The organism is Amycolatopsis sp. NBC_00355, assembly GCF_036104975.1.
Lineage (GTDB): Bacteria > Actinomycetota > Actinomycetes > Mycobacteriales > Pseudonocardiaceae > Amycolatopsis.
This window is the reverse complement of the sequence record NZ_CP107982.1, coordinates 2,991,855-3,016,108: the sequence shown is the minus strand read 5'-3', so window position 1 is coordinate 3,016,108 and position 24,254 is coordinate 2,991,855. Positions and strand designations below refer to the sequence as shown.

At 68.6% G+C, this 24,254-nt stretch carries 29 protein-coding genes and 1 pseudogene; 14 read left to right on the top strand and 16 right to left on the bottom strand.

Annotated features, from left to right (window positions below):
* The first annotated feature begins 152 nt into the window (after positions 1–152).
* Positions 153–896, top strand: a complete 744-nt coding sequence (locus OHS18_RS12605; protein WP_328617096.1) for an Ltp family lipoprotein — start codon at positions 153–155, stop codon at positions 894–896.
* Here the strand turns inward: OHS18_RS12605 and OHS18_RS12600 are convergent.
* The 5 genes from OHS18_RS12600 to OHS18_RS12580 all read right to left on the bottom strand — a co-directional run bounded on the left by OHS18_RS12600 (position 863) and on the right by OHS18_RS12580 (position 2,720).
* A complete protein-coding gene (locus tag OHS18_RS12600) occupies positions 863–1,264 on the bottom strand; it encodes an undecaprenyl diphosphate synthase family protein (protein WP_328617095.1) in 402 nt (133 codons plus the stop codon). The two genes, OHS18_RS12605 and OHS18_RS12600, sit on opposite strands and share 34 nt — an antisense overlap.
* A gap of 12 nt (positions 1,265–1,276) precedes the next feature.
* Complete coding sequence (locus OHS18_RS12595) at positions 1,277–1,450, bottom strand: hypothetical protein (protein ID WP_328617094.1); 174 nt, start codon at positions 1,448–1,450, stop codon at positions 1,277–1,279.
* 43 nt (positions 1,451–1,493) lie between these two features.
* Positions 1,494–1,931, bottom strand: coding sequence for a hypothetical protein (locus tag OHS18_RS12590; protein WP_328617093.1), 438 nt, complete (start codon positions 1,929–1,931; stop codon positions 1,494–1,496).
* Between the two features lie 68 nt (positions 1,932–1,999).
* Positions 2,000–2,296 (bottom strand): PadR family transcriptional regulator, encoded by a 297-nt coding sequence (locus tag OHS18_RS12585; protein ID WP_328617092.1) that lies wholly within the window; start codon positions 2,294–2,296, stop codon positions 2,000–2,002.
* 79 nt (positions 2,297–2,375) lie between these two features.
* Positions 2,376–2,720 (bottom strand): hypothetical protein, encoded by a 345-nt coding sequence (locus OHS18_RS12580; protein WP_328617091.1) that lies wholly within the window; start codon positions 2,718–2,720, stop codon positions 2,376–2,378.
* 950 nt (positions 2,721–3,670) lie between these two features.
* Between OHS18_RS12580 and OHS18_RS12575 the strand changes: the two genes are divergently transcribed.
* The 6 genes and pseudogenes from OHS18_RS12575 to OHS18_RS12550 all read left to right on the top strand — a co-directional run.
* Positions 3,671–3,796 carry a hypothetical protein gene (locus OHS18_RS12575; protein WP_328617090.1) on the top strand — a complete coding sequence of 42 codons (126 nt, stop codon included), beginning with the start codon at positions 3,671–3,673 and terminating at the stop codon, positions 3,794–3,796.
* 4 nt (positions 3,797–3,800) lie between these two features.
* Positions 3,801–4,277: a hypothetical protein gene (locus OHS18_RS12570; protein WP_328617089.1), complete on the top strand. Its 477-nt coding sequence runs from the start codon at positions 3,801–3,803 to the stop codon at positions 4,275–4,277.
* Between the two features lie 173 nt (positions 4,278–4,450).
* A complete protein-coding gene (locus OHS18_RS12565) occupies positions 4,451–5,089 on the top strand; it encodes a class I SAM-dependent methyltransferase (RefSeq protein WP_328617088.1) in 639 nt (212 codons plus the stop codon).
* Positions 5,090–5,147: 58 nt separating this feature from the next.
* Positions 5,148–5,369, top strand: coding sequence for a three-helix bundle dimerization domain-containing protein (locus OHS18_RS12560; protein ID WP_328617087.1), 222 nt, complete (start codon positions 5,148–5,150; stop codon positions 5,367–5,369).
* Between the two features lie 906 nt (positions 5,370–6,275).
* Positions 6,276–6,713 (top strand): DMT family transporter, encoded by a 438-nt coding sequence (locus tag OHS18_RS12555; protein ID WP_328617086.1) that lies wholly within the window; start codon positions 6,276–6,278, stop codon positions 6,711–6,713.
* Positions 6,714–6,995: 282 nt separating this feature from the next.
* Positions 6,996–7,355: pseudogene (locus OHS18_RS12550) on the top strand (IS5/IS1182 family transposase); the annotation flags it as partial.
* A gap of 104 nt (positions 7,356–7,459) precedes the next feature.
* On the opposite strand, the gene OHS18_RS12545 reads toward OHS18_RS12550, so the two are convergent.
* From OHS18_RS12545 to OHS18_RS12530, 4 genes are all read right to left on the bottom strand, one after another.
* Positions 7,460–7,753: a hypothetical protein gene (locus OHS18_RS12545; RefSeq protein ID WP_328617085.1), complete on the bottom strand. Its 294-nt coding sequence runs from the start codon at positions 7,751–7,753 to the stop codon at positions 7,460–7,462.
* Positions 7,754–7,778: 25 nt separating this feature from the next.
* Positions 7,779–8,981 (bottom strand): non-hydrolyzing UDP-N-acetylglucosamine 2-epimerase, encoded by a 1,203-nt coding sequence (wecB, locus tag OHS18_RS12540; RefSeq protein WP_328617084.1) that lies wholly within the window; start codon positions 8,979–8,981, stop codon positions 7,779–7,781.
* Between the two features lie 92 nt (positions 8,982–9,073).
* Positions 9,074–9,253: a peptidase gene (locus OHS18_RS12535; RefSeq protein WP_328452816.1), complete on the bottom strand. Its 180-nt coding sequence runs from the start codon at positions 9,251–9,253 to the stop codon at positions 9,074–9,076.
* Positions 9,254–9,291: 38 nt separating this feature from the next.
* Entirely contained in the window at positions 9,292–10,065 is a 774-nt protein-coding gene (locus tag OHS18_RS12530) for a choice-of-anchor P family protein (RefSeq protein ID WP_328452818.1), read from the bottom strand.
* 615 nt (positions 10,066–10,680) lie between these two features.
* Here OHS18_RS12530 and xrtP point away from each other — a divergent pair.
* From xrtP to OHS18_RS12515, 3 genes are all read left to right on the top strand, one after another.
* Positions 10,681–11,247 carry an exosortase P gene (gene xrtP / locus OHS18_RS12525; protein WP_328452820.1) on the top strand — a complete coding sequence of 189 codons (567 nt, stop codon included), beginning with the start codon at positions 10,681–10,683 and terminating at the stop codon, positions 11,245–11,247.
* Positions 11,247–12,632, top strand: coding sequence for a glycosyltransferase (locus OHS18_RS12520; protein WP_328452822.1), 1,386 nt, complete (start codon positions 11,247–11,249; stop codon positions 12,630–12,632). Before xrtP ends, OHS18_RS12520 begins: the two co-directional genes overlap by 1 nt.
* Before the next feature lie 642 nt (positions 12,633–13,274).
* Positions 13,275–13,592 (top strand): hypothetical protein, encoded by a 318-nt coding sequence (locus tag OHS18_RS12515; RefSeq protein ID WP_328452824.1) that lies wholly within the window; start codon positions 13,275–13,277, stop codon positions 13,590–13,592.
* 632 nt (positions 13,593–14,224) lie between these two features.
* Here OHS18_RS12515 and OHS18_RS12510 read toward each other — a convergent pair.
* Both OHS18_RS12510 and OHS18_RS12505 read right to left on the bottom strand, forming a co-directional pair.
* The gene (locus tag OHS18_RS12510) at positions 14,225–15,397 is read right to left on the bottom strand and encodes a CU044_5270 family protein (protein WP_328452826.1); all 1,173 of its coding nucleotides are present in this window, start codon (positions 15,395–15,397) and stop codon (positions 14,225–14,227) included.
* Positions 15,390–15,998 carry an RNA polymerase sigma factor gene (locus tag OHS18_RS12505; RefSeq protein ID WP_328452828.1) on the bottom strand — a complete coding sequence of 203 codons (609 nt, stop codon included), beginning with the start codon at positions 15,996–15,998 and terminating at the stop codon, positions 15,390–15,392. Before OHS18_RS12505 ends, OHS18_RS12510 begins: the two co-directional genes overlap by 8 nt.
* 156 nt (positions 15,999–16,154) lie before the next feature.
* Here OHS18_RS12505 and OHS18_RS12500 point away from each other — a divergent pair, with 156 nt between their 5' ends.
* The gene (locus OHS18_RS12500; protein ID WP_328452830.1) at positions 16,155–16,379 is read left to right on the top strand and encodes a hypothetical protein; all 225 of its coding nucleotides are present in this window, start codon (positions 16,155–16,157) and stop codon (positions 16,377–16,379) included.
* Between the two features lie 13 nt (positions 16,380–16,392).
* Here OHS18_RS12500 and OHS18_RS12495 read toward each other — a convergent pair whose 3' ends face one another.
* The 4 genes from OHS18_RS12495 to OHS18_RS12480 form a co-directional block, all read right to left on the bottom strand.
* The gene (locus OHS18_RS12495) at positions 16,393–17,166 is read right to left on the bottom strand and encodes a hypothetical protein (RefSeq protein WP_328452832.1); all 774 of its coding nucleotides are present in this window, start codon (positions 17,164–17,166) and stop codon (positions 16,393–16,395) included.
* A 155-nt stretch (positions 17,167–17,321) separates the two neighbouring features.
* Positions 17,322–17,975 carry a response regulator transcription factor gene (locus OHS18_RS12490; protein WP_328452834.1) on the bottom strand — a complete coding sequence of 218 codons (654 nt, stop codon included), beginning with the start codon at positions 17,973–17,975 and terminating at the stop codon, positions 17,322–17,324.
* On the bottom strand, positions 17,972–19,138 hold the full coding sequence (locus tag OHS18_RS12485) for a sensor histidine kinase (protein ID WP_328617083.1): 1,167 nt from the start codon (positions 19,136–19,138) through the stop codon (positions 17,972–17,974). The genes OHS18_RS12490 and OHS18_RS12485 overlap by 4 nt, the downstream gene beginning before the upstream one ends.
* A gap of 76 nt (positions 19,139–19,214) precedes the next feature.
* Positions 19,215–20,684 (bottom strand): alpha/beta hydrolase, encoded by a 1,470-nt coding sequence (locus OHS18_RS12480; RefSeq protein WP_328617082.1) that lies wholly within the window; start codon positions 20,682–20,684, stop codon positions 19,215–19,217.
* Between the two features lie 346 nt (positions 20,685–21,030).
* Here OHS18_RS12480 and OHS18_RS12475 point away from each other — a divergent pair, with 346 nt between their 5' ends.
* Positions 21,031–22,608, top strand: coding sequence for a peptide chain release factor 3 (locus OHS18_RS12475; RefSeq protein WP_328617081.1), 1,578 nt, complete (start codon positions 21,031–21,033; stop codon positions 22,606–22,608).
* Between the two features lie 9 nt (positions 22,609–22,617).
* Here OHS18_RS12475 and OHS18_RS12470 read toward each other — a convergent pair whose 3' ends face one another.
* Positions 22,618–23,031 (bottom strand): MerR family transcriptional regulator, encoded by a 414-nt coding sequence (locus tag OHS18_RS12470; protein ID WP_328452844.1) that lies wholly within the window; start codon positions 23,029–23,031, stop codon positions 22,618–22,620.
* Positions 23,032–23,316: 285 nt separating this feature from the next.
* On the opposite strand from OHS18_RS12470, the gene OHS18_RS12465 reads away from it, so the two are divergent.
* Together OHS18_RS12465 and OHS18_RS12460 are read left to right on the top strand one after the other, a co-directional pair.
* The gene (locus OHS18_RS12465; RefSeq protein ID WP_328452846.1) at positions 23,317–23,571 is read left to right on the top strand and encodes a hypothetical protein; all 255 of its coding nucleotides are present in this window, start codon (positions 23,317–23,319) and stop codon (positions 23,569–23,571) included.
* A 74-nt stretch (positions 23,572–23,645) separates the two neighbouring features.
* Complete coding sequence (locus OHS18_RS12460; protein ID WP_328452848.1) at positions 23,646–23,945, top strand: hypothetical protein; 300 nt, start codon at positions 23,646–23,648, stop codon at positions 23,943–23,945.
* Positions 23,946–24,254: the final 309 nt, after the last annotated feature.

The window sequence follows — 24,254 nt, the reverse complement described above, 5'->3', positions numbered from 1 at the left end:
AGTCCCCTCCGTTATCAGGAGTGGCTCCCGAGCCTTGTTACGTGGGCATGCGCAAAGGCGACGAATGGTGCAGAGCGTGACGCGTTCGGTCGCGCGCCGTTGGATTGAAAGAGGCAACCGTGTCTTACGCCCCCATGCCGCCGTCGCCACCGATGCTGGCCCCGAACCAGTACAAGAACGGCCTTGGCACGGCCGGGTTCGTCCTCGGCCTGGTCGGCCTGATCTTCGCGTTCATCCCGATCATCGGGGTTATCGCGTGGCCGCTGGTGATCCTTGGGCTGGTCTTCGGCATCGTCGGGACGTTGCGCGCGAACCGGGGCCAGGCGAGCAACAAGGGCTTGGCCATCACCGCCGTCGTGCTGTCGGCGATTGGGCTGGTCATCTGCGTGCTCTGGACCGCGGCCTTCGGCAAGGCGGTCAACGACGCCGCCAACGGGATGCCCGCCGCTGCCCTGAACAGCTCGGTCGCCGCGCCCGACCACATTCAGACCACCAGCCCCAACCTGAACGACGCCGCCGCTTCGGCCGCGGCCACTGCTCCGGTCGAGCCGCCGGCACCCACCACGAGCGAAGCACCCAAGTTCCCGCCGCAGGTCGAGCAGGCCCGCGCCTCCGCCCAGAACTACCTGAGCTTCACCGCGTTCTCGCGCAACGGCCTGATCCGGCAGCTGTCCTCGTCGGCCGGCGACGGGTTCCCGAAGGATGTGGCGACCCAGGCCGTCGACAGCCTGTCGGTGGACTGGAACGCGCAGGCGGTCAAGTCGGCGGAGAACTACTTGAGCTTCACGTCGTTCTCTTGCTCGGGGTTGAAGCAGCAGCTGTCATCGTCGGCGGGTGACGGCTTCACGAAGGCCCAGGCCGCCTATGGGGCTGGCCAGACTGCAGCCTGCAAGTAGATCCGCCGCAACCAACGGGCGTAACGGACGTCCTCACCCATACCACCTGACCGGGTGGTGCCGCCAACCCGCTGGAGACCGCCGATGAGGAACGCCACCTCGCCGTCGGCGCGGTTGGTCAGGTTTTCCGTGGAGCACAGGAAGACCGTGACGTAGCGGATGCCGAGAGACTCGCACCAGGACAGCACGCGTTCGGCGTGCGCGGCGCCGTACCGGTGCCCTAGGCTGGGGTTGGCCAGGCTCTGTTGCCGGGCCCAGCGCCGGTTGCCGTCCATGATCAGGCCGACGTGGCCCGGCAGCCCGGTGCCGGCGAGCTGCTTGCGCAGGCGCCGCGCGTACAGGGCGTAGAGGGGCGCGGTGACGCGCATCGTCTGCACCTTTCAGGCTGCAGTGGCCGGGGGCCGGAGGAACAGCGGTGCCGCGAGCAGGCACAGGCCGAGCGCGGCCGGGACGGGTGCCGGATCGGTGACCGCCGCGACCAGCTGGGTCGCACCGGTGGGCGCGGCCGCGGCGGCCAGGACCCGGACGCCGAACCGGAAGCGTCGCGGGGGCACGGCCGGGTCGAAACCCGCCCGGCGATGGTCCTGGCGACCTGGATCACGGCCCCGCCCCAGGAACCCACCAGCACGCGAGCAGGGTGAGCCGGATCGGCGGGATGAAGGACCGCCGGTGCCGTGGACGACGGCGACGGCGACGACGGCGACGCCCAGCACGGCCGGTCCGGCGAGCCGGCGCAGGAGTCGCCGCCCGATGGTCGTCAGCGTGGCCGGGGCCGGGCGCGGCACGGGCGAGCAGCAGGCCGGCGACCACCGCGACCGCGCAGACGTCCAGCATCCGGGGAAGCCCGCGGGTGTCCTCGATCATCAGGTGCGCGGCGAGCCAGCCGATGCCCGTCACGATCACCGCCATCGCGACGACCCGGGCCTGGCGCTGGGCGGCCGAGCGTGCGGGCCAGGCGGCGGGGTGCAACCACATGTCGGCGACGCCCGCGAGCAAGTTCGGCCACGACCGCGGGCCGCTCGTGCGGACCTCCACCGCCAAGTCCGCGCCCCAGCGGTCCCGGAACGCACGCGGATAAAGTCGGGCCAGCCCCTGGGCGACGGTCATGCCGGCCGCACGCCGAGCCGCCGGAGTCCCGCGTTGGCCACCCTGGCCATGGCCAGCAGTTCGCGCTCCAGGACGGTCCGGCCCTGGTCGGTGATGCGCACCGGACGCTGGCGGCCTTCACCTTCGAGAGCTTCGATCAGCCCCTTCGCCTCCAACCGGGCGAGGGCGCCGTAGAGGCTGCCCGGCCCCAGCCGTTCCCCGGTCAGCTCGCCGATCGCGGTGTTGACTGCGTAACCGTGCAGCGGCCCGTCGGTCAGCGCGTAGAGCACGAGGATCTGGGCGTCGTTCGGCATCCGCGTCTCGTTCGGTGGACCGACCGCACGCTACTACGCGTCAAGTAGTACGTGCAACGCACTGCCGGACGTCGGGACGTCAGCCGGACCCGTGCCCCGCCTGTGCGGATTCGATGGTGCTGTGCAGGTCGGTGACCGAATCCAGGGCGGTCTCCGCGGACCACGCGGTGATGCCGAAGACCACCGTGGCCGCGAGCAGTGCGGCCGGGAGCCGGCGGTGCTGGGCCGTCAGCAGTGCCTTGACGCGGCGGGGGACCGGCCCGCCGGTGGCGGCGAGGGCGAACGTCGGCCGGGACTGCCCGGCGAGGGCGGCTTTGGCGACGGCGTGGGCGACCACTGTGCGGTCGCCCACCTGCTCCGCGGCGGCCTCGTCGGCCCAGCGTTCGAGGGCGAACCGGGCGGTCGCGCACAGCGGGCGCAGCAACGGGTTCAGCGTGCCGGCCAGGGTGACGGCGACGAGGAAGTGGTGGTGGCGCAGGCGAAGGTGGGCGCGTTCGTGGGCGAGCTTGCGGTTGGTTGTGACTGCGCGGGGATTCCGCTTTTGTGAAGGAGTACGGGTATCGACGGCAGTCGATCGACGGCACCCGGCATGAATCAGCCGCAGGCGGATTGCGACCGGATTTCATCCTCGGCGGCGGTGGAGGAGACGGCTGAAGTCGTCTCTCCCCATGGTGGTAGACATCGAGATGGCGGGACGGTTACGCTAAGACGGTTGATGATTCACCTTCAGAGGCTGGGTAAGGCCCCTGCTCCGTGGCGCCGGGCCGGTTTCTATACGTCATCGGCGACTTCCGGTCGGGCACTCGGGTCGGCGCTTGTGCTCGCGAGCATCATTCCGTCGGCGCGATGCCGTTAGGCACGGCGGCCACTGTCTCCGCAGCCGGATGTCGGTGTGTCGGGATTCCAGCGCAGATGGCATGTGCGGCGGTGGTGACTGTGCGCTACTGTGACCGCATGATCTCCCCAAATACGGGAGATATCCCACGTGCAGGGGTTCAAGTCCCCCCTCGGACACAAATACGTGGGAGATCTCCCGCGCCGCAGAGTAAAAGGCCCGCCATGGCGGGCCTTTTACGTGTTCCGGCCAGTCTTTTTCGGCTACGCCCGTCGGGTCAGGTTCACGCCCGTCGTCTGGTCGAATCCTATCGGTCTCCTATGTAACACCCGCCTGCGCGGTGTCTCCCAGGGTGTCGACCCGGTGCGGCTCGCCCAGGCAGCGAGAGCGAAAGCGTCGAACAGCCGGAGCAGTGATAGGAGACTCCTCACCGACTGACCACTTAGCGCTTGTAAGTGCCCGGCTGATCTCGAGATCGGCCGGGCCTGCTCGGTCATTCGGTTCGGCGCGGCGGCCAGCTGATGGCTCCTCGTGCGAACGTGTCAGCCGTCGTCGAACTCGGCCGGCTCGGCAAGGCCCTGAACCCGATCCACATCCACCTGGAACGTCGCAAGGTCGGCATAGACTTCAACTGGATCCGCAAGGGCTATTGGAAGAAGTGGTAAGGGCATGACGACCGGAGTGGGCGACCGACTCCTCGAGTTCCTCCGCGAGCTCTCGGTGATCACCACGTGGTCGGTGGTCACCGAGGAGACCGCCGTCGGATCGAAGTGGCAGCTCGGCGGGGCGACATGGCAGGCCACCGTCGTGGTCGAGCGGCAGCGCTGGCTCGGGTTGGAGTTCGAGGCGCGCGATCCGGCAACTGACCGGCGCGCCACCTACGACATCGACACCGATTCGTATGACATCGGACAGGACAAGCAGCGTGAATTCGCGGAGGAGATTGAGCGCGACATCGTCGAATTGCTCGACAACCTGCGAAAAGGAGCTGTTCTGCGCGGGACCGACGGGTCGAAGTTCGTGGTCGTCTTTCCTCTGAACGGTTCCTATGTCCGGGTAACCCACGGTCGCTTCGTGTCCAGTGCGTCCACGTACTCCGACCTCGGTGCGGCTCAGACCGGCGGTGGTTACGTTCCTGTGGAGTGAAGTACGGTCCACTGTGCCTCGTCGTCGACGCGGAGGCGAGGCACAGTGGTGCCGTTCGGTCGCTTCCACCACGGCTGGAGTACCAGGCTGTACCGACTCGTGGTGACGGTGGTCGGTCCAGGTCGGGCCGAAGCCGCACCGATGTAGCAGCGTGTGCCCGTCCGGATCCCGTGGTGCTCGACCTCGGTTGTGGGCCGGGCTCCCTGGCGGTGCGGGTGCTCGACCGGATATTGGCGGCGACGGTCGTCGCGGTCGACGCCGATCCGTTGCTGCTCGGCCTGGCGCGGGCTGCCCACCGAGACCGGGCGGGCCTCCGCCTCGTCGAGGCGGACCTCGGTCGTCCTGGTTGGGGTGCTGACCTGGCGTTGCGCGAGACTGTCGGTGCGGCGGTCAGCACGACGGCGCTTCACTGGCTGCCCGAGCCGCAGTTGCGGGTAGCGTACGGCGAGCTGGCCGGATTGCTGCGGCCCGGCGGGATCCTCCTGAACGGCGACGACCTGAGCGTGGCCGACTTCGCACCCGGACTCGCGGAACTCGAACGGCACTTGCAGCACTGGGCGGCTGGACCGCGCGGGGAAAGCCTCGACGACTGGCGGGCATGGTGGGACGGCGTCACGGAAGATCCCGCTCTCGCCGAGCTCGTGGCTCGATGTGGAGACGGCCCGGCCGCGGCGCACCGCGATGCCGAGTCTGCGCAGTTGTCCGCTCACGAGCGCGCGTTGCGAGCCGCCGGGTTCGCCGAAGTGGGCACGCTCTGGCAGCACGGCGGCAACCGGCTGGTGTGCGCGATCACCGGCGCGCGGGTGGTTTGAGCCGCGTGATCGCCGGGCAATTCGCGAACAAGTTTCGTCGACGCACGGAGGATGTGGCATGACGCACCACCCCGACATGGACGAACTGGCCACCAAGGGTGAGGACGAGAGCTTCGAAGCGCTGGCTTCGCGGCTCATCGACGAGTACGGGACCGAACGACGCGACGATGTGGAGGCGGCGGTCGCCGCGGAGCGCCGTCGGCTCGACGAGGCCGAGGTTCGCAGCTTCCTGCCGGTGCTGGTCGAGCGCGCGGTCCGAGATCGGCTCGAACAAGCGTGAACACCCGGGTGGGCCCGCGGTTCGGGGCTGCGGACCCACCCGGACCGATCACTGCGAGTAAGCCACCGAGGACACCGATCAGGACCGTCAGCGCCAGGCTCTGGCCGGGCTGCCACAGCGGCATTGTGACACCCAGGAAGACCGCCAGGCCGAGCAACCACGCGCCGGCGGTGGTGGCGATCCGGCGCGCTGAACCGGAAATATGGTGCCGCAGGATCAGCCACTGGGCGAATCTGATCGAGAACAACAGTGCCAGGCCGAGGACCGCCCCGGCCGGCCAGAGGATCAGGGGTGGCCAGTCGCGGAGCCGGGTGGCCCAGGTGCTCGGCGCCAGTCCGAGGACGTAGGCGAACGAAGCTGCCGCCGCGCGGTGGCCGCGACCCAGCGACCTGCGTTCACCGCGGGCAGGACGAGCGCTTGACCCGCCCCCAGCATGGCACCTTCGATCGCTCCGGCGGCCACCAACACGGGGACCGCCGTTCACCCTGACGTTCCTGCGGTTCGCGGTGGCCACCGCCTGCATGGCGATCATCGCCCTCGCTGGCCGCGCCCGGTGGCCGGCGATTTGCCGGGAGCTCGGCCACATCGCGTTCGCCGGGACCCTCGTGCAGAGGGGTGCAGTTCCTCGGCGTCTACGGCGGGATCAAACTGGGCGTGCCCGCGGCGATCTCGTCACTGGTGATCGGGATCAGTCCCGTGCTCACCGCCCTGCTCGCCCGGCCGGTGCTGGGCGAGCGCACCACCCGACTGCAACGGTGGGGTTCGCGCTCGGCGTGGCCGGTGTCGTGCTCGCCGCCTCCCAGGGTCTCCACGTGTCGTCGCACGCGTTCGCCGGCCTCGGCCTGACCCGGCGGCCTGCTCGCGCTCAGCGGCGGCACCGTCCACCAGAAACGTTTTTGTCCCGGCATGGACCTGCGCAACGGCCAGACGGTGCAGCTGCTGGCCTCGACGGTCCTCGCCGGCGTCTGCAGCTTCGCGTTCGAACCGTTTCCCACGAGCGATCCCGCGACCCTGGTGGTCAGCGTCGCCTGGCTGGCCATGGTCAACTCGATCGGCGCGGTCAGCCTGCTCTACCTGATGGTCCGGCGCGACCACGCCGGCCGGGCGAGCACCATGTTCTTCCTCGTGCCTTCGGTGACCGCGGTGCTCGCCACCGTGATCCTCCATGAACCGCTGGAAATCCCGGTGATCGCCGGGTTCAGCATCGATGCGGCCGGCGTGCTCCTCGTGATCCACGACAGCGCCGGCCGGTCATGGCCGGGACGCCCCGCAGATCACCGGCGTAGTCACCGAGCCGTCGTGCAGCCGGAAGAGCACGAACTTGTACTTACCTCAGTGCGCTAGTGCATCTGCGTAGCGAGAACGAGGAAGCCATGGCCTGGATCCGGAAAGCCCGCGGCCCCGGTGGCGTCTCGGCACCGGGGCTTTTCCGGGTAATCGTGGGTTGAGACGCGGCTTCGCATGCCGCCGACGCCGGCGTCACCGCGACGATGGTCGACCTCGAGGCTGCTGAAACACCGCGGTGAGGTCGAGAAGACCGAGTTCTGGTTCAAGAAAGCCGCCGAAGGCGGCGACACCTCGGCGGTGTGGCACCTGGGAACACTGTGGCACTACGCGGAAAAGGAGGTGGGGACGGCGTGGATCCGGAAGGCGGCGATTGGTGATCGCCCGCAGGGTGGTGGGCCGGCGCGGGTGGATTACCGGGCGACCTGCACGGCGATCGTGTTCGGGTTGACCAGCGGGTGCTCGTGGCGGTGTCTGCCGACCGCTCATCGCCCGTTCGCTGAATAGGCCAAGGCCGGGTTGTGGCCACGGGTGCATCGCATGGTTCTTGATGAATTGGTGCCAGGGCATGATCGACTGGTTCCGCGCGGTCTGTGACGGAGCGCCTGTCAGAGCGAAAACCGGGGATCCATGACCCGGCCCGACCCGGTCGATCGCGGCAAGAGCGGCTCGAAGATCCACATCCTGTCCGACCTGACCGGCGCCCGATACGACAGCTACACCAGTCACTTCCGCGCCTTCCTCGCCGCCGCCCGCACCTGCGTCAGACACTGCGTCGATTCGGGCTTCTGCTATTGCAGCCGAGATCAGCTGAGCCGGCGGCTCGGTTGATCGACCGGACGGAGTTCCTCGGCGAGGATGGTGCTGGCCTGTCGCGCAGCCCGGCGCAACGCTCGGACGGCGGCCACAACCACCAGTAGCGCACTGGCGAGCGCGGCGGCCAGCACCGGGGGGAACGACCCGTTCACGAGGAGGAGGACGGCTGTGCCGGTGATCAGCACCGTAGCCGTCACCTGGATGGTGTGTCGCCAGGCCACCCCGGCGTGAACGTCAAGGGTGCGGTGGAGTTTTCGGCTCAGGATGTCGGCGTGGCTGTGCATCGGATACCTCCGGCGTGACGGGGCGTTATGAGGATGTCGCCGCTACGGCAGGTGCGGGCAGGTCGCGGGGCGAAGGGGTGGGAACCTGTTCCGCGCGGGTCGTGGGCCGGGGCACCTGGAGCAGGTACTCGATAGCGGCGACGGACTTCTCCGCGGCGTCGCCGGCGCCATAGGGGTTCGAGCCCTGGGTGGGTCGCAGGGTGCCGTCGAGCAACGATGTCGCGGTGGTGGTGATCAGGTCGACGTCGGTGCCGACCAGCCAGGCGCGACCCGCAATCACGCCTTCGGCGCGTTCGGTGTGGTCGCGCAGCACGAGGACGGGGGTGCCGAAACTCGGCGCCTCCTCCTGGATGCCGCCGGAGTCGGTGAGGATCACCGAGGCGATCCGCAGAGCCCGAACAAGATCGGGGTAGCCGAGCGGTTCGGTGATGCTCACCCGGGGGTGGCCGGCCAGCGCGGCCTCGACCTGCCCCCGTACGGCCGGGTTGGGGTGGAGCGGAAAGAGGATGTGCACGTCGGAGTGTTCGGCGAGGATCCGGCGGATCGCGACCAGGATGCGGTCGAGGGGCCGGCCCCAGGACTCGCGACGGTGCGCGGTCACCAGTAGCAGCCGCCTGCCGGTCTGGGCGACCTCCATCTCCAGAAGGGCCAAGGTGGCGTCGCGCGCGGGCAGGTCTCGCGCGGTGATGGCCTGGACGGCGTCGACGATGGTGTTTCCCGTGATGGTGATGCGATACGGAGGAACACCTTCCGCTCGCAGGGCGGCTGCGGCGGCGACGGTCGGTGCCAGGTGCAGCGCGGCGATACGGGAGATCATCTGCCTGTTGCCCTCTTCGGGAAACGGGGAAGCCAGGTCGTGGGTGCGCAGGCCCGCTTCGAGGTGCACGACGGGTACTTGCTGCCAGAACGCGGCCAGCGCGCCGGCCAGCGCCGTGGTGGTGTCACCCTGCACCACGACGGCGGCCGGCGGATGCCGGCGCAGCAACTCGGCCGCGGCGGGCAGAATACCCGCGACCAGTTCGGCTTGTTCGCCGGTGGCGCGGGCCGGGGTGGGCAGCCAGGCGCCGACCTTCAGATCGAAGGGCGCGAGGGCCTGCTCGACCATGACGGGGTGTTGGCCGCTGTGCACGATGATCGGCCGCAGGACGGGATGGTCCTGCAGGGCTGTCGTCAGCGCTGCGATCTTGACCGCCTCCGGGCGGGTTCCTGCCAGCACCATGATGTCCACGTGCGACTCCTCGCTGAAGGGGTGTGGTGTGGTCGGGCCGGACAGCGGCTGCCTGGCGTGCAGGCAGCCGCTGTCCCGCTGCGTGGGCCGAGTCAGCGCCGGCTCTGGCCGAGCCGTCTGCGGCGGTGGTGCAACGCGACGAGAATGCTGGCGCCCAGGAGCACCAGGAACACGCCGATGGCGAGCCACCACCCGACGTCGGCGCCGGTGTAGGCCAGGGTGCCCACACCGCCACCGGCCACCCCGACGCCCGCGCCTGGCATCTTGTACATCAGAGCCTCACTTCACTCGGTGCGGTGAGCCGGCGTTGTCAGAACGATGTCGCCGAGCGGCGGCGGATGACACCGACACCGACAGGGACGGCGAAGACGCCGAGCAGCCCGAACGCGATCCACATCCCGGCGCCTGACGCGAGTGGCACAGGCAGTCCGGCGGGGCCGCAGGTAACCGAGGACACGATCACGTCGCCGGAGCCCAGCGAGCCGAGCACGCCACCGAGCAGTTTCACATGCAGTGCGTTGACGGTGAGGCTGCCGTCGGGATTGTGGATCTGCTCGTTGAGGATGATCGTGGCGATGTGCACCGTGGCGACGTTGACCGCGAGAGTGGTGTTCGGTGCCGGGGTGGCCGCGACCGCGCCGAGGCTGCCCAATGTGGCGTTGAGGAATGTGCTGCTTCCGGTGACACCTTGCTGCGTCGCGGTGCAGTCGGCCTCGATGGCCTGTGCTTTGACGGTTCCCAGCGGAATGTTCAGCAGCGGCAGACCGACGTTGGCTGTGCTCGCCTTCGCGGTCACCGCGCCGGTGGTGGTGTCACGGGTGGCGGAGGTGGTGATGACGCCGGTGGTGAGGATGCCGGGCGCTGTCACCGTGGCGAGGGTGTTGGTCGTCGGTCCGTTGGTGTTCGACGCGGCCAGCGGGCCGACGTGCACCGCGGGGGAGCCCACCAGGGTGACATCGACGTCGACCCCGTACGCGGAGCCGTCACCGGCGGCCGCCATGGCGGCACCCGCGTCAAGGAGGACTGTGCACGCGACCACGGCGGCGAGGATTCCACCTCTGCGCACAACAACATGCGTTGTCATCAATTGTTCCTCCGAACTATCTCGGCGATGAATGTGTGCGGCCCGCTGCTGGGCACGTCCGGCCGGAGTGAGTCGCTTGGCGTAGTGGTTATCGAATGTCGGCCACCGGAAGATACGAAACGAGCAATTTGATCACCCCTCCGGGTGAGTTTCTGATCCCTTCCCGCAAGTCGGACGCATACTCCTTACCAAGCGTGTGCGCAGCTGTTCGGCAGCCGGGCCGGCCCCCAGACGGCTGGCGGCGCGCGGGACAGCCCGAATGGTCTCGGGTGTCGGTTCCGCGGCGGTGGAGCAGTTGCCCGTGCGCCTGGCAAGGCCGGAAACCCTTTCGGCGTAACGTGATCAGCGGATCTCGGGCGGGCGACGCCGGCGTCCTTCCGCTGTGGACTGACGATTGATGCCCGGTGTGCACCACGCGATATCCCCGGCTGTCGTCCAATGGGGACAGCCTCGATCTACGCGTGCTGCAGCAGTTCTTCGCAATCGGCACCTGGCTGCTCGGGCTTCGTCCAGGCTGAGCGGCTACCGGTAACACGATGGACGGAATGTCGAACCAATGAGGGTAGCCGTCACCGGCACGGCAGCGGCTCCTCCACAACGGCCAGGAGGTCAATTGTGACTGCCTTCAGTGCCCCAATCCCAGGTCGCGGCCGATTTCGCAGGGGGGCAACGGTCGGCGCGCTGGTCGTATCCGTGCTGGTGCTGGTGGTCCTCGAGCGTGGTTACCGGGTCCTCGAGGTGCAGGTCGCGGGCCTGATTCTTCGTGGCGTGACATCGACGGGAGTCGAAGTGTCCGCCGCTCGGGAGACCGTGTACTTCGGGTTGACAGGCCCCGCTCCGCTGGGGTTGACGATGACTCCCGAGTGCTCGTCGCTGTTCCTGCTGCTGCCGCTAATTCTGGTGGCCGCGGTCATGATCCACTACCGGCCACTCGGTCAGCGGAAAGTGCTGATCGCGTTGGTCATCTCCGTTGTCGCATTGTTTTTCGTCAATCAGTTGCGGTTGCTCATGATCGTCGGCCTGGTGCGGTGGCTGGGTGTCAATAAGGGCTATTACTGGGGTCATACACTGCTCGGCTCGATGGTTAGCGTCTTCGGCGGCGCGGTCGCGCTGGTGTTGTTCGTGTGGCTCGGTACCCGACGCTCCGGTGGCGCACGATTCACTCGAAAGAGTGATATCTGATGGGCGTCGGGTCGCTGAAGGTGTTGCTGGCGGTCACCCAAGCGTTCGCCCTGACGATGAGCGTGGCGTTCATCGTCTACGTCGTGGTGATCGTCGTGCCGTACCTGCGGCGCACCGCGGCGCCGGTGGGAGACCCAGCCGACTTCACGTGGCACTTCTTCGTGCCGTGCCGCGACGAGCAGGCCGTGATCGGCGATACCGTCCGCTACCTGCGGACCACGTTCCCCAGTGCCCACGTCTGGGTCGTCGACGACGATTCCGAGGACGCCACGGCCCAGGTCGTGCGCGCGCTGCGGCGCCGCGGCGGTGGCCATGACCCGTACCTGCACCTCGTCGAACGTCATCGACCGCAGGCCAGGACCGGCAAAGGTGACGCGCTCAACGCCGCTTACGACGCCCTCAACGACTCGATAGCCGCCGGCGTTGCGCGCGACAGCGTCGTGGTCGTGGTCGTCGACGCGGACGGGCGCCCGGCATGGAACTGTCTCGAGGTGTGCGCGGCCGCCCACCTCTTCGGTGACGAAACCATGGGCGCCGTGCAGGTCGACGTCCGGATGAGCAACGTCGATGCCCGGGCGCCCGGGCGGAACCGGTTTTCCCGCGCGTTCGGATCGAAGCTGGCGCAGTTGCAGGATCTCGAGTTCCGCACGGCGATCGCGGCGATCCAGACCTCGCGCGGCTTCACCGGCACGATCTCGATGGGCGGCAACGGCCAATTCACCCGGCTCACCGCGCTCGACTCGATCGCGGGCGACAGTGGCCGGCCGTGGCGCGGTTCCCTGTTGGAGGACTTCGAGCTCGGCGTCCACCTGCTGACCGCAGGCTGGCGTACCGGGTTCACCCCTGACTCGTTCGTCGCGCAGGAAGGCTTGTACAGCCTGCGACGGTTCCTGGTGCAGCGCACCCGCTGGGGCCAGGGCACCATGCAGTGCGCGCGGTACCTGCGCCAGATCTGGGATTCACCCCACGTCAGCACCCTCGGTGCGGCCGAGATGATGTACTACCTCGCGCAGCCGTGGCTGCAGTTGCTCGGGTCGCTGCTCTACCCGATCCCGTTCATCTTGTTACTGATCAGCACCGCCGGCGACCCGGCGCAGGTGTGGACCTGGTTCACCGGCGGCGCGTGGATCCTGTTCGCGATCTACGGATCGTTCGGACTGCTGCCGTTTGTCGTGTGGGGCCCGATCTACCAGCTGAAGTGCTTGCACAGCAGGAATATTCTCCGCGGCGTCGGGATGGGCATGGCCTACGCGCTCTACATTTACGCCTTCTACATCACATCGTGGCGCGCGCTGACCCGGTTGGTGCGTGGTCGCAACGGCTGGGCCAAAACCCGCCGGAACACCGACACCGCCGTCGGCGTGAAAACCGCACTCGACACCTGAGAGCTTGTGACTGGCTGCATCTAACGAAAAGTAGCTGATCTCTGCAGTAGACCGGGAACAGGGTCGGGATCGTCGCGCTCGAAGTCACTTCGATACTTCGACCGTCGCGAGTCTCCACGGTTGGCTGCCCGCCGATTGGCGGCTGATATCCGCCCTGCTCGTGTGAAAGGCTTGAACCAAACCGCCGCGTAGATTCCGGTGCCCGGCAGTGCGCGGGGGCAAAACGGCGACAAGAACGGGGTCACCGCTTTCGCAGGTCGGTACAGCGTGAGGGGAAAGGATCAAATCCATTTTTCCTCGGCAGCGTACTTTCACGGTGCTGCTCCTGGTGCTCGCTTTCGCGGGTGTGGGACCACCCGCCCAGGTAGACGTGTCGCACCACGCGGTGTCCATCGCCTGGCACGGACTTTGGTGCAGGACACGGTGGTCATGGTCGAGGGCACGGTCACGACCCCTCGGGCGCGTTCGAGTCCAGCTTCTTCGACAAGGGCTTCGCCATCCAGGACCGTGGCGCCGGGATCTACGTCAGCGTTGCGGTGAACTCGGACCTGACGCCGGGGGATCGGGTTCCGGGTAACCGGCACGCTGCGCGACAGCTCCGGACTGCGCATTCTCGTCCCCGCTGCCCCGGCCGCGGTCTGGGTGCGCGGCAGGGGACCCAAGGTCCACCCGAAGCCGCTCACGACCGGCGCAGTCGGCGAGGCCACGGAAGGGCTGCTGGTGCGCGTGGCCGCCACGATCACCAAGGCCCCGGAGCCGGATTTGCCCTACGGCCGCAAGTTCTACGTCGACGACGGCTCCGGCGAACTCACGATCTTCGCCAACACCGAGACCGGCATCGACCTCAGCGGCCTCGCCGTGGGCGGAACCGTCCGCGTGACCGGCTTCAGCAGCCAGTACGACACCCACTACGAAATCGACCCGCGATCCCCGGCCGACGTCACCGTGCGGCAACCGTAGGACCCCGAGAACAGGACGAAACCGTAGGCACGAGAGAAGCATTTCCCGACTACGCCGACCAGGATTTCCTCAGCACCATCCTGGTCAGCGTCAACCAGTCTTCACCGAGAACTACCTCAACCACGGCCACGCGTGGCTCAGCGCCTGGCTGGGGGAGAACCTGTCCTGGCAGGCCTCGTCCGAACCGGGTCTCGGACCGACGACGGGGCGACCGGCAGCTGGTACGGCGAGATCAAGGATTACGACTTCTCCGCCTCCACCTCCAGCGAGTCGTCCGATACCGGGCACTTCACCCAGCTGGGTGAAGACGCTGCGGGTCGAACTGTTGGACCGCACGCTGATCTGGAACGAGACTCACCTCCGGCATGCGCTCCGTGAGTACGAGCGGCACTACAACCAGCATCGAACCCACCGATAGCTGGCCGCCGCGGCGCCCCTGCGAGCCCGGCCCCAGGCCCTTGAACCCGACCGGATCGAACGCCTCGTGATACGCCGGCAGGACCGACCCGGGGGAGTCCTCCACGAGTACGGACATGCCGTTTGACATGCATGGACGTGACTTCGGCACCCGCAGGGCCCGGCACCCGCCCCGAGCGAGTGCCGAGCCCACTCTGGTCGGCCTCGTGGGCCGGTCAGTTTCCCGCCGGAACGGTCCCCGCCTGGTCGGTGATGGCGGTGTGGACCGAACTGTAGGAGGTCACGGTGTCGGCTTTGATGCCTTCGATCCCCCCGTCGCCTCCTGGCGTGAACTGGGTCGTCCGTTCCCCGATGAACTCGCCGGTGTCGCAATCGACGATGATCTCGTAGAGATAGGTACCGTCCGGGGGTGTGACACCCAGGGCGACGCCCTTGCGGCCGTCGAGGTTCGCCACCTGCGCGGTGATCTTCAGCCCGGGGATCTTGGCCACCGCGCGGTACACCGCTTCCTTGAGATCGGCGGGTACGACACCGGTCTTCAGCAGAGTGGCCGCGACTGCCAGCACACCTCCGCCGCGGGGCTTGTTCGCCAGAAAGGGATCTTTGAGCATGAGCTCGTAGAGCTGTTGCGGGTCGCGGGGCAAGTCGGCCAACTGCTGTTTGGTGGGTGCGCTCCATTCGCCGGCGCCCCGGCCGGCGAAGATCAACGCTTTCTCGGGGAACTGGCCACCCCGCGCGCGCCACTCACCGGACTGACGGATTTCGTTTTTGTTCTGGCCCTCGGTGGTGGGGGTTTGCTCGTTGCCCACCAGCCACTGCTTGTTCCCCGTCTGCCCGATCTTGAGCAGCCATTCACTGTCGAACTCGCTCGGCTGCCAGGTCTGCCTCAGCTCTTCGGCGAGGAAAGCGAACTGGCGCTCTTTGCTGGCGACCAGGTACCAGCCGCGGGTCTCGGTATACCGGAATTTCCCCGCGGGAATGGGTGCCTCGCCCGTGACATGGATCTTGTCGGCCGCTTTGTCCAGCGCCTGCTGCACCGACGCGAATTTCACCGCCGGCACCGACGAGGTCGGCTGGGGCGAGGGGTCACCGTGGTCTCCGCCGGTGATCGCCACGGTGGCGCCGACGGCAACGACCACTACCGCGGCGGCCGCGCTGAGCCACCAGCGCCGTCCGGCGAGAAGCCCTGGCTTTCGTGTCGGCTCGGTCACTGGGTTGGTGTCGGCCACCAGGGTGTCCCTTCCTTCGAGTGAGCGCACTGCGTTCAACAGTGTGTTTCGTGCCTCGGCCAGGGGCTGCCGGTTGGCGAGTTCGCCGGGGCGCATCAAGATCAGCCCTTCGTCCAGCTCTTCGTCGGTCCACAAGCGGTGGACGTTGTCCTCAGTCATCGGCCTGTACTCCTTCCTCATCGCGCGCGGAACTGGAGGCCGCGGACGCCTTCAGCAAGCGCCGGATCCGATGCAAGCGGGAGCGCACGGTGCCGGCGGGAACACCGAGCGCCTCGCCGATCTCGGTCGGCGCCAGTTCCGCCCAACTGGTCAGCAGCAGCACGTCCAGATCGTTCGGCGAGAGTTCCGCCAACGCCCCGGCCAGGTGCTGCACCCGGGTCTGCGCGTCGATCCGTTCGGCCACCCGATCGGCATGCCCGTGCACAACCCGCCTGCTGTGCTCGTGCGCGGCCACGCGCAACTGCCTTCGTTGGGCAGCGACCTCGTTGCGGACCTCCGTGCGCAGTAGGTTCGTCGCGATACCGAACAGCCAGGACCGGGCGCTTCCTCGCTCGGCGTCGTAACGGTCGCGCTGCTGCAATGCGATCAGGAACGTCTCGCTGAGCAGGTCACCGGCAATGTCGACACCGATCCTCCCGACCAGATAGCGGTGTAGGACCGCGGCGTGCTCGTCGAACAGACGCCGGAAAGACTCCTCGAGATCACCGCGGCGCAGGTCAGGCCGATCATCACCGCTTGCCGGAGTTGATTGCCGCGTCATAGTCACAGCAAGTATTGGGTTTGCGCGGCCGAAGCGTTCACGCGGAGCACGCGAACGGGTCTCCGAAGTGGGCCACCCTGTGGGGCTCGAGAAGTCATCGCCGCTGGTGGGAGCCCGTGTGCGCGGCTCCTCTGCGGCGGCTGAGATGCTACCGGGATGATCATTTCGTTGCTGTACCGGACAACTCGTGCGTTGTTGTCCGTACCGGCGATACTGCTGCGCCGGGACGCCGGCAAGGACGTCGAGCTGCTCGTACTCCGACATCAGAACGCGGTGCTGCGGCGACAGGTCGACGGTCCGGTCCGTTATGAGCACGCAGACCGGTTCTGGCTGGCCGCGCTGTCGTCGCTGCTCCCGAGCTACGACGCAGCGCGTGACTGAGCCGCTGTGCCTGCTAGGGAGCGGCCAGAGCGGCTTCGGCGCCGCACGGAAGTTCCATCCGCTGGTCCCGCGCGCTGAGCGACCACACCCGCACCACGCCTTCGACCCGGCGGCCCATCGTGCAGTCCGTGGTCTCGACGCCCGTCCGGGCGAACAGGGCCACACCGACGTCGGTTCCCCGGACCTGGACGAGGACCTCCGGTGGGATCCCGGCCAGGTGGGTCTCGGGATCCACCGGGGGCGTGGGCATCCCGGCGGTCAGCGCCGCGCGGACCTCCGCCACGCCGGCCGTGGCCGGCAGGTGTCCCAGGACGGCCTCGAGCGCCGGGACGAACCCGGCCGGGATGCCCCGCTTCGGCACCGGGGGCGGGGTGATCGCGGCGGCGTTCGCCGGGCAGGTGATCCGCGACGGTCCCGACGACGTCCCGTAGTAGTCGAACTCGACGCGGTAGCAGGCGTCGAAAGCGTCCGGGCCGAGGTTCCAGTCCGTGGGCGGCGGCTCGTGGTGGATCCGCCAGACCAGACGGGCCATCGGATCCCGGGGGCCGTCGTGGGGCAGGTCGGTGACCTCCAGGATGCCGAAGCTCGCGCTGCGCCCCAGCGGCGTGGCCAACGCGGCGCGGGCGAACCCGGCGGCGTCCGCCTGGCGCGGGTAGCCGATCGCGGCGGCGAGCGTGGTCGACTGCCGGTCCGTCTCGGTGTCCCCCGCCGCGACCGGCGGAACGAGCCAGAAGGACCCGACCACGGCCGCGCAACCGAGTACCACGACGATGCGTGAAACCCTCATAGCGCCCAGGTTATCGGCGCCGGATCGCCAAAGCCTGAGTAGTTTCCCCCGTTTCCGGAAGCACCTGAAGTAGTGTCTTGTCCCGACTCACACGCTGCGTTGAGCGTTTTGAGGCGGACAGATCGTGTTCGAGAACGTCGGTACCGCGTGTCGATTCAGCGCACCATGCCGGATTCCCAGGCCCAGACCGCGATTTCAGTGCGGTTGCGCGCCGCGATCTTGCGCTGGATCGACGCGAGGTGGGTTTTGACCGTCGACAGCGAGATCGTCAGTTGCTCGGTGATCTCGGCGTTCGTCCGGCCCCGGGCGATGGCCTGAGTGACTTCGAGTTCCCGCTGGCTCAGGGGCGGGTCGGCGCGGCGGGTGTTACGGCGCGCCGGAGACGCGGTGAAGTGGGCCAGCAGCCGGGTGGTGATCGATGGCGAGACCAGCGCTTCGCCGTTCGCGGCCGCGTGCACCGCCTCGACCAGCAGTCCGGGGCCGGCGTCTTTCAGCAGGAAGCCGCAGGCGCCTGCGCAGAGGGCTTCGTGGACCAGCTCGTCGAGGTCGAAAGTAGTGACGACCAGGACACGCAGTGGATGCTCGACGTCCGGGCCGGCCAGCTGCCGGGTGGCATCGAGTCCGTCGACGATGGGCATGCGGATGTCCATGAGCGTGACGTCGGGCCGCAGCTCCTGGGCCAGCTGGACCGCCTGGTGGCCGTTGTCGGCTTCACCGACCACCTCGAGACCGGGTACCCGTTCCAGGATCAGCCGGAACCCGGTGCGCACCATGGCCTGGTCGTCGGCCAGCAGGATTCGCACGGTCACCGCGACGTTCCCCCTTCCGGCAGCGGCAGTTCGGCGAGGACCCGCCAGCCGCGGTCCCCGTGCTCGCCGGCTGTCAGCCTGCCATCCAGTGCCGCGATCCGCTCGCCCATCCCGATGAGGCCGTAGCCGCCCGGCGCCCGGCGCACGCGGCCCGGGCGGAGCCCGTCGTTGCTCACCTCGACGCGCAGGTACCGGCCGTTTTCCGCCGGCTCGACCACTACGACGACGTGCCGGGCGTCGTGGGCGTGCTTGCCGACGTTGGTCAGCGACTCCAGCACCACGCGGTGAACGGTCGACACGGTTTCCGGCGTAACCACCAGGTCTGCCAGCCCCGGCGCGAGCCGCACAGTGACGCCGTCGCCGTGAGCGCCCGCGGCTTCGACCGTCTCGACCAGGTTGCTCGCGGGGACCGCGGAGCCGTGCCCGGGGCTGCGCAGCATCACGACCAGCCGCCGCACTGCGCCGAGGGCTTCCGAGCCTGCCTGCTCGATCTCCTTGATCAGGTCATGCTCGGGACCCTCGGCGAGGATCACGCTTGCGGCCTGCGTACGCACCACAACGCCGGTGATGTGGTGGGCGACCAAGTCGTGCAATTCCCTGGCCAGCTCGAGCCGCTCCCGGTCGCGGGCGGCCGCCAGTGCGGCGTCACGGCGGGCGTCGCCGTCCCGCAGGATCAGCCCGACCATGACGCTGCAGCCCCACAGCAAGGCCCACATCACCGCCACGGCCAGCGTCGCGGACGTGCTGCCGTACCGCAGTACTGGCGCGGACGCCATCGCCAGCCCGCCGAGCACCGCGAGTACCGCGGCGAGCCCCCGGTGCAGCCGGTGGCATGCCGCTCCCACCAGGAGCATCGACGCCACGACCTCGGGATCTCCGCCGATCTCCGCCGGCAGTGCCACGAAGAAGCCCACTCCGCTGCAGGCCAGGGAGAGCGCGATCGCCGAAGCGGTCAGCGTTGCCGTCCGCTCGGGAAAACGCCGCCGCAGCAGGGCGATCGCGCCTGCCGCCAGACCCACCGCGAAGTAGAGGATCTCGCCTGCTGAGGCCGGGGCGTGCACGATCAGCCGTCGCACGAGCAGTTCGAGGTTCAGCCCGGCCACGACCACGACCTCGGTGATCACGAGACCGCGGACCGGCTGTGGGGCGATGGTCGGAAGCACGGCAATCCTTCCTGCGGGTGCCGGGGTGATCATCATGAGGGGCCGCGGACATTCCGGCACCCCGGCACCCGGGTGATCACCGGGATTTCGCCGCGCAGGTGAGGTCGTGTTCCGGCCGTTGCCCCGTGGTCAGGAACGCGGTCGCCGCCGCATCGGCGCACGGGTTGGCGACATAGGGGTACACGCCATGGCCGCCCGCGTCGACGATGACCATGCGCGCCCGGTCGCCGAGCGCCCGCCGCATCTGCAGGGCACCCGCCAGCGGGGTCGCCGGATCCCGCAGGTTCTGCAACATCAGCACGTTCGACGGTCCCCGGTCTCCGACGCGCACCGGCGGCTCGGCCGGCTTCGACCAGAACGCGCAGGGCTGGACGTTCGCCCCGGCGGCGCCGAACATCGGGTGACGCAGCCGGTCGAGCGCCACGGCGGCCTGGTAGGTGCCGACCGACCGCGGCCACTGGGAGTCGTTGCACACGAGGTAGTAGCGACCTGAGATCAGGTTGTCCACATCCGATGGAGCGCCACCGCCGGGAAGTTGCGGGAGCGGCCGGCCGGTGTCCAGCGCCTGCCACACCTTGGCCACCAGCGGCATTGCCACGTCGTTGAAGAGGAAACCGTAGGTCAGCATCCGGAAGGTCGGACCGTCGACATCCTGGGCCGGCGTTTTGTCCAGCCGCGCGGCGAGCTCGAAATATTTCGCAGTGACCAGCGCGGGAGTGCTACCCAGGTGGTACGTCGAGTCTTGGGCGGCGGCGAACTTGGCGAAGTCCGGGAAGCGGTCGTCCATCCCCTGGGCGAAGAGCCGGTCGTTCGCGAAGTCCCAGCCGGTCGCGTGCAGGTTGCTGTCGAGCAGGATCCGGTCGCTGCGCTCGGGAAACAGCGTGGTGTACACCGCGCCGAGATAGGTGCCCCACGAGTAGCCGGCGAAGGAGGTCTTCTCCTCGCCCAGTGCTGCCCGGATCCGGTCCATGTCCCGCGCGACGGCGGCGGTGCTGAAGAACGGCAGCATCGATGCGGTCTTGGACGTGGCGCACTGCTGAGCGATTGCCTTGGACTGGTCGGCCCGCATCGCCACGTCGGCGGCGTTGCGCGCATAGGGCGGGACGTTGCCCACCGCCTGCTGCTCCGCGGTCAAATCACACGTCACCGGGGTGCTGTGCCCGATCCCTCGCGGGTCGAAGCCGATCAGGTCGTAGCTGTCCAGCACGCTCTGCGGCAGCTTCGCGGTGACCAGTTCGGTCGGGAACTTCAGCCCGGACGAGGGCCCGCCCGGGTTGGTCAGCAGCACCCCGCGACGCTGCGCCGGGTTCTTGCTCGCCAGCCGCGAAATCGCCAGGTCGATCTGCGTGCCGCCGGGGTTGCGGTAGTCGAGTGGGACCTTGATCGTCGAGCACTCCAGCCCGGGTGCGGTGGCGTCGGCCGGGCAGGGTCCCCAGTGCACCGCGCCCGGCGGCGTTCCGGCCGGGCTGGCTCCGGCCGGCACCCCCGCGAGCGCCCCTGCCCCCAGGACGCCGATCGCGAGCGCGATGGACCACGTCTTCTTCATCCGATACCCCTCCTTGAGCCGACGCTAACGCGCCGGAACCGTCGCTCGTCAACCTGCGCTGGCCGGTGGTGAGCGAATTTCATTCTGCTTGGCATCGATGCAGTGCACATCGAGCGCGCGAATGGTTCCGGAGAGGCCGGGTATCGGCCAAAAGGACTAGGGTCGGGAGTTTCGGGTGCGGCTCGGATGGGAGCTGCCGGCCCCGGACCGAATAAGTGCTGGATCACCCGTGGTCGGCGCATCGCGCCGGTGGATGTTCCCGATGTGAACAGGGCGACCGTACACTACCCTCACGTAAGGGTAGACTTGTCGGGTGACTTCAGGTATTCCGGCTCGACCTCGTCCGGTGGACGTTCCCGGCGAGGCAGGGCGACGGCGGACGTTCGCCGTCATCAGCCATCCGGACGCGGGCAAATCGACGCTCACCGAGGCGCTGGCGGTGCACGCCAGGGTGATCTCCGAAGCCGGTGCGGTGCACGGCAAAGCCGGCCGGCGCGGGGTGACCTCGGACTGGATGGAGATGGAACGCGCCCGCGGGATCTCCATCACCTCCGCGGCACTGCAGTTCGCCTACGGCGACACCGTGATCAACCTGCTGGACACCCCCGGGCACGCCGACTTCTCCGAGGACACTTACCGGGTGCTCTCGGCGGTGGACTCCGCGGTCATGCTCCTGGACGCGGCCAAAGGCCTCGAGCCGCAGACGCTGAAGCTGTTCGACGTCTGCCGGTACCGGGGAATCCCCGTGATCACGTTCATCAACAAGTGGGACCGGCCCGGTCGCGACGCCCTGGCCCTGTGCGACGAGTTGACCGACCGGATCGGGCTCACCGCGATGCCCATGACCTGGCCGATCGGGCAGGCCGGGCAGCTGCGCGGGGCGCTCGATCTCGCCGAGGGCAACGTCATCCGGTATCAGTCCGCGGCGGGCGGCGGCGGCGCGCCCGACCTCCAACTGGACGCGACCCAGGCGGAAGCCGAGTTCGGCGATGACTGGCTGCGCGCCCGCGAGGAAGCGGACCTGCTGCTCTCCGCGGGCGGCGAGTTCGACCTCGCCCGGTTCACCGCGGCGACGGCGACCCCGGTGCTGTTCGGCGCGGCGGTCCGCAACTTCGGCGTGCGCCGGCTCCTGGATCTGCTCGTCGACATCGCGCCCGGGCCCGCCCCGCGGCTGGACACCGGACATCACCCGCGTGCGCTGGACGCGCCGTTCTCGGCGTTCGTGTTCAAGGTGCAGACCGGCATGGACCCGGCGCACCGAGACCAGATCGCGTTCGCCCGCGTCTGTTCGGGGGAGTTCGAGCGCGGGATGGTCGTCACCAACGCCTCCACCCGGCGGCCGTTCGCCACGAAGTACGCCCAGCAGGTGTTCGGCCAGCAACGCTCCACAGTGGACACCGCGTATCCGGGCGACGTCGTCGGCCTGGTCAACGCCACCGCGCTGCGGGTCGGTGACACCCTCTACGCCGGCAAACCTCCGGTGCGCTTCCCCGGCCTGCCCAGCTTCGCGCCCGCGCACTTCGCGGTCGCGCGCCCGGCCGATCTCGGCCGCGCGAAGCAGTTCCGCAAAGGCGTGGAGCAGCTGGGTGCGGAAGGCGTCGTGCAGGTCCTGCGGTCGGACCGGCGGGGCGACGCCGCCCCGGTCCTGGCTGCGGTCGGGCCGATGCAGTTCGAGGTGGCCGCGCACCGCATGGAGCACGAGTTCACCTCGCCGATCCGGCTGGAGCAACTGCCCTACCGGGCTGCGCGGCGCCTGGTCGATCCGGTCCAGCGCGGTCTCGTCGACTCCGGGGCGCGCAGTGAGGTCCTGACCCGTCTCGACGGCACGAATCTCGCGCTCTTCGCGGAGGAAATGGATCTGCGGCTGCTGATCCGCCGGTTTCCCGAGCTGGAGCTGGAAACGCTGGTCGCGGAAGGAGGTTGAGGGCGCGCGTCAGCGCGGTGAACGCGCCGCCGTGGCGGTAGCCGGGCGATCCGTGGCCTGGTGGGACCTCAGGAGTCCCGCGAACTCCTCGGCGACGGTCAGTTTCGCCCGCAGGTCCGCGCACGCCTTTTCGGCGGTCTCGCTGAACTCCCCGAGCCGGGCCGCGGGGTTCTCGATGTGTGGGCTGCCGGGCACCGGGTCGAGGATGGCGAGCAGGTCGCGCATCTCCTCCAGCTGGAACCCCAGCGGCTTCATCCGCTTGATCAGCAGCAGCCGGTCGATGTCGGGTTCGGTATAAAGGCGGAACCCGCCTTGGCTGCGGGCGCTGGGCACCACGAGGCCGACTTCCTCGTAGTAGCGGATCGTGCGCAGCGACAGCTCAGTACGCTCGGCCACCTCGCCGATCTGCATCTGCTCGCCCACGCTGGGTCCTTTCGTCCGCCGCGGGTCAACGGTAACGCACCTCGCCGCCCGGAGACCGGCGTCACAGCAATCCTACCCTCACGTGAAGGTAGTGTCTGAATCGGCAATGGTCCGTTCTGGTCCCCGCCGCAGCGCTCTGCCCGGCGCCGCGTTCCGCATGGGGAACCCATCACTTCACACGTTAAAGGGGAACCCGACGGTGTCCTCCGGCGCCATCGCGCCGCGGTCCGTCGCCGTGCCCGGCCAGGCACACCTGCCCCGCGTCGTCGGCGTAGCGGCGGTGCCTTGGCCCTGCACACCACGTCCATTCCGGAGATCCTTCTCGAACTGCGTCCGGCGATGCTGACGGTCGCCGTCGCCGACGACAGTCCACGGCCCGCGGTGCTGATGGGACGAGCCGGAAGCAATTCGCCGGCGCTTGGTCTGCGGATCGTGGCGGACGCGGCGCGGGTGTGGGGGAGCAGCTCGCGCTGGTCCGGAGGCAAGATCGTCTGGGCGGTACTGGCCACCGGCCGACGCCGCGACCAGCATGACGGGTAGCTGCCTCCGGCGGGTTCTCGGGCGCGTCGAGGGGTTCTCGATCGTGGCCGGGGTCAAAGGTGACAATCCTCTGCGTGCTGACGCTCACCGCTGCTCTAACCTCACCCGCTCAGAACAAGTCGCAGAGTTCTGCCGAGACGAGGCGTCCGCCTGTGACACTGCAGGAGGCGCTCACCGATCCTGACCCGTTGATCCGTTATCAGGCCCGTCGGCAGCACGCTTACGAGAGCGGCGAACTGGTGCTTGACTCGGACTTGGTGACCCTTGACCGCATGGTCGAGATCTGGCAGCGGAACAGGGATTGCTTGCGTGAGCACCGCTTGCGCGCGGCGGAGTCGCGCCGCACGGCACCTCGAGCAGGCCGTAAAGGGTAGCCGGTCACTTGAGGCTGCCGTGGGGTTTATCGGCCCGTCTGGAGGAGTCGGAGGACGGGCCATCGGTGATTCAGAGATGATCTGGTGAGTGGTGCCCGCGACGCCGGGCGTAACCGAGCCCGATCGTCCTCATACTCGCCGAGGACCCGATCACGAACATCGACACCAGGAACGGCTCGTACGTACCGATGGGCTGAGCCGCTGAGGCAGGAACGCGCCAGGGCGTACATCAGCAGTGCGGTGGTGAAACGTGAGCGATTCGCCGACGGCGGCTCCGCGTCGGTGGCCGGTGGCATGACGAGCGCGATG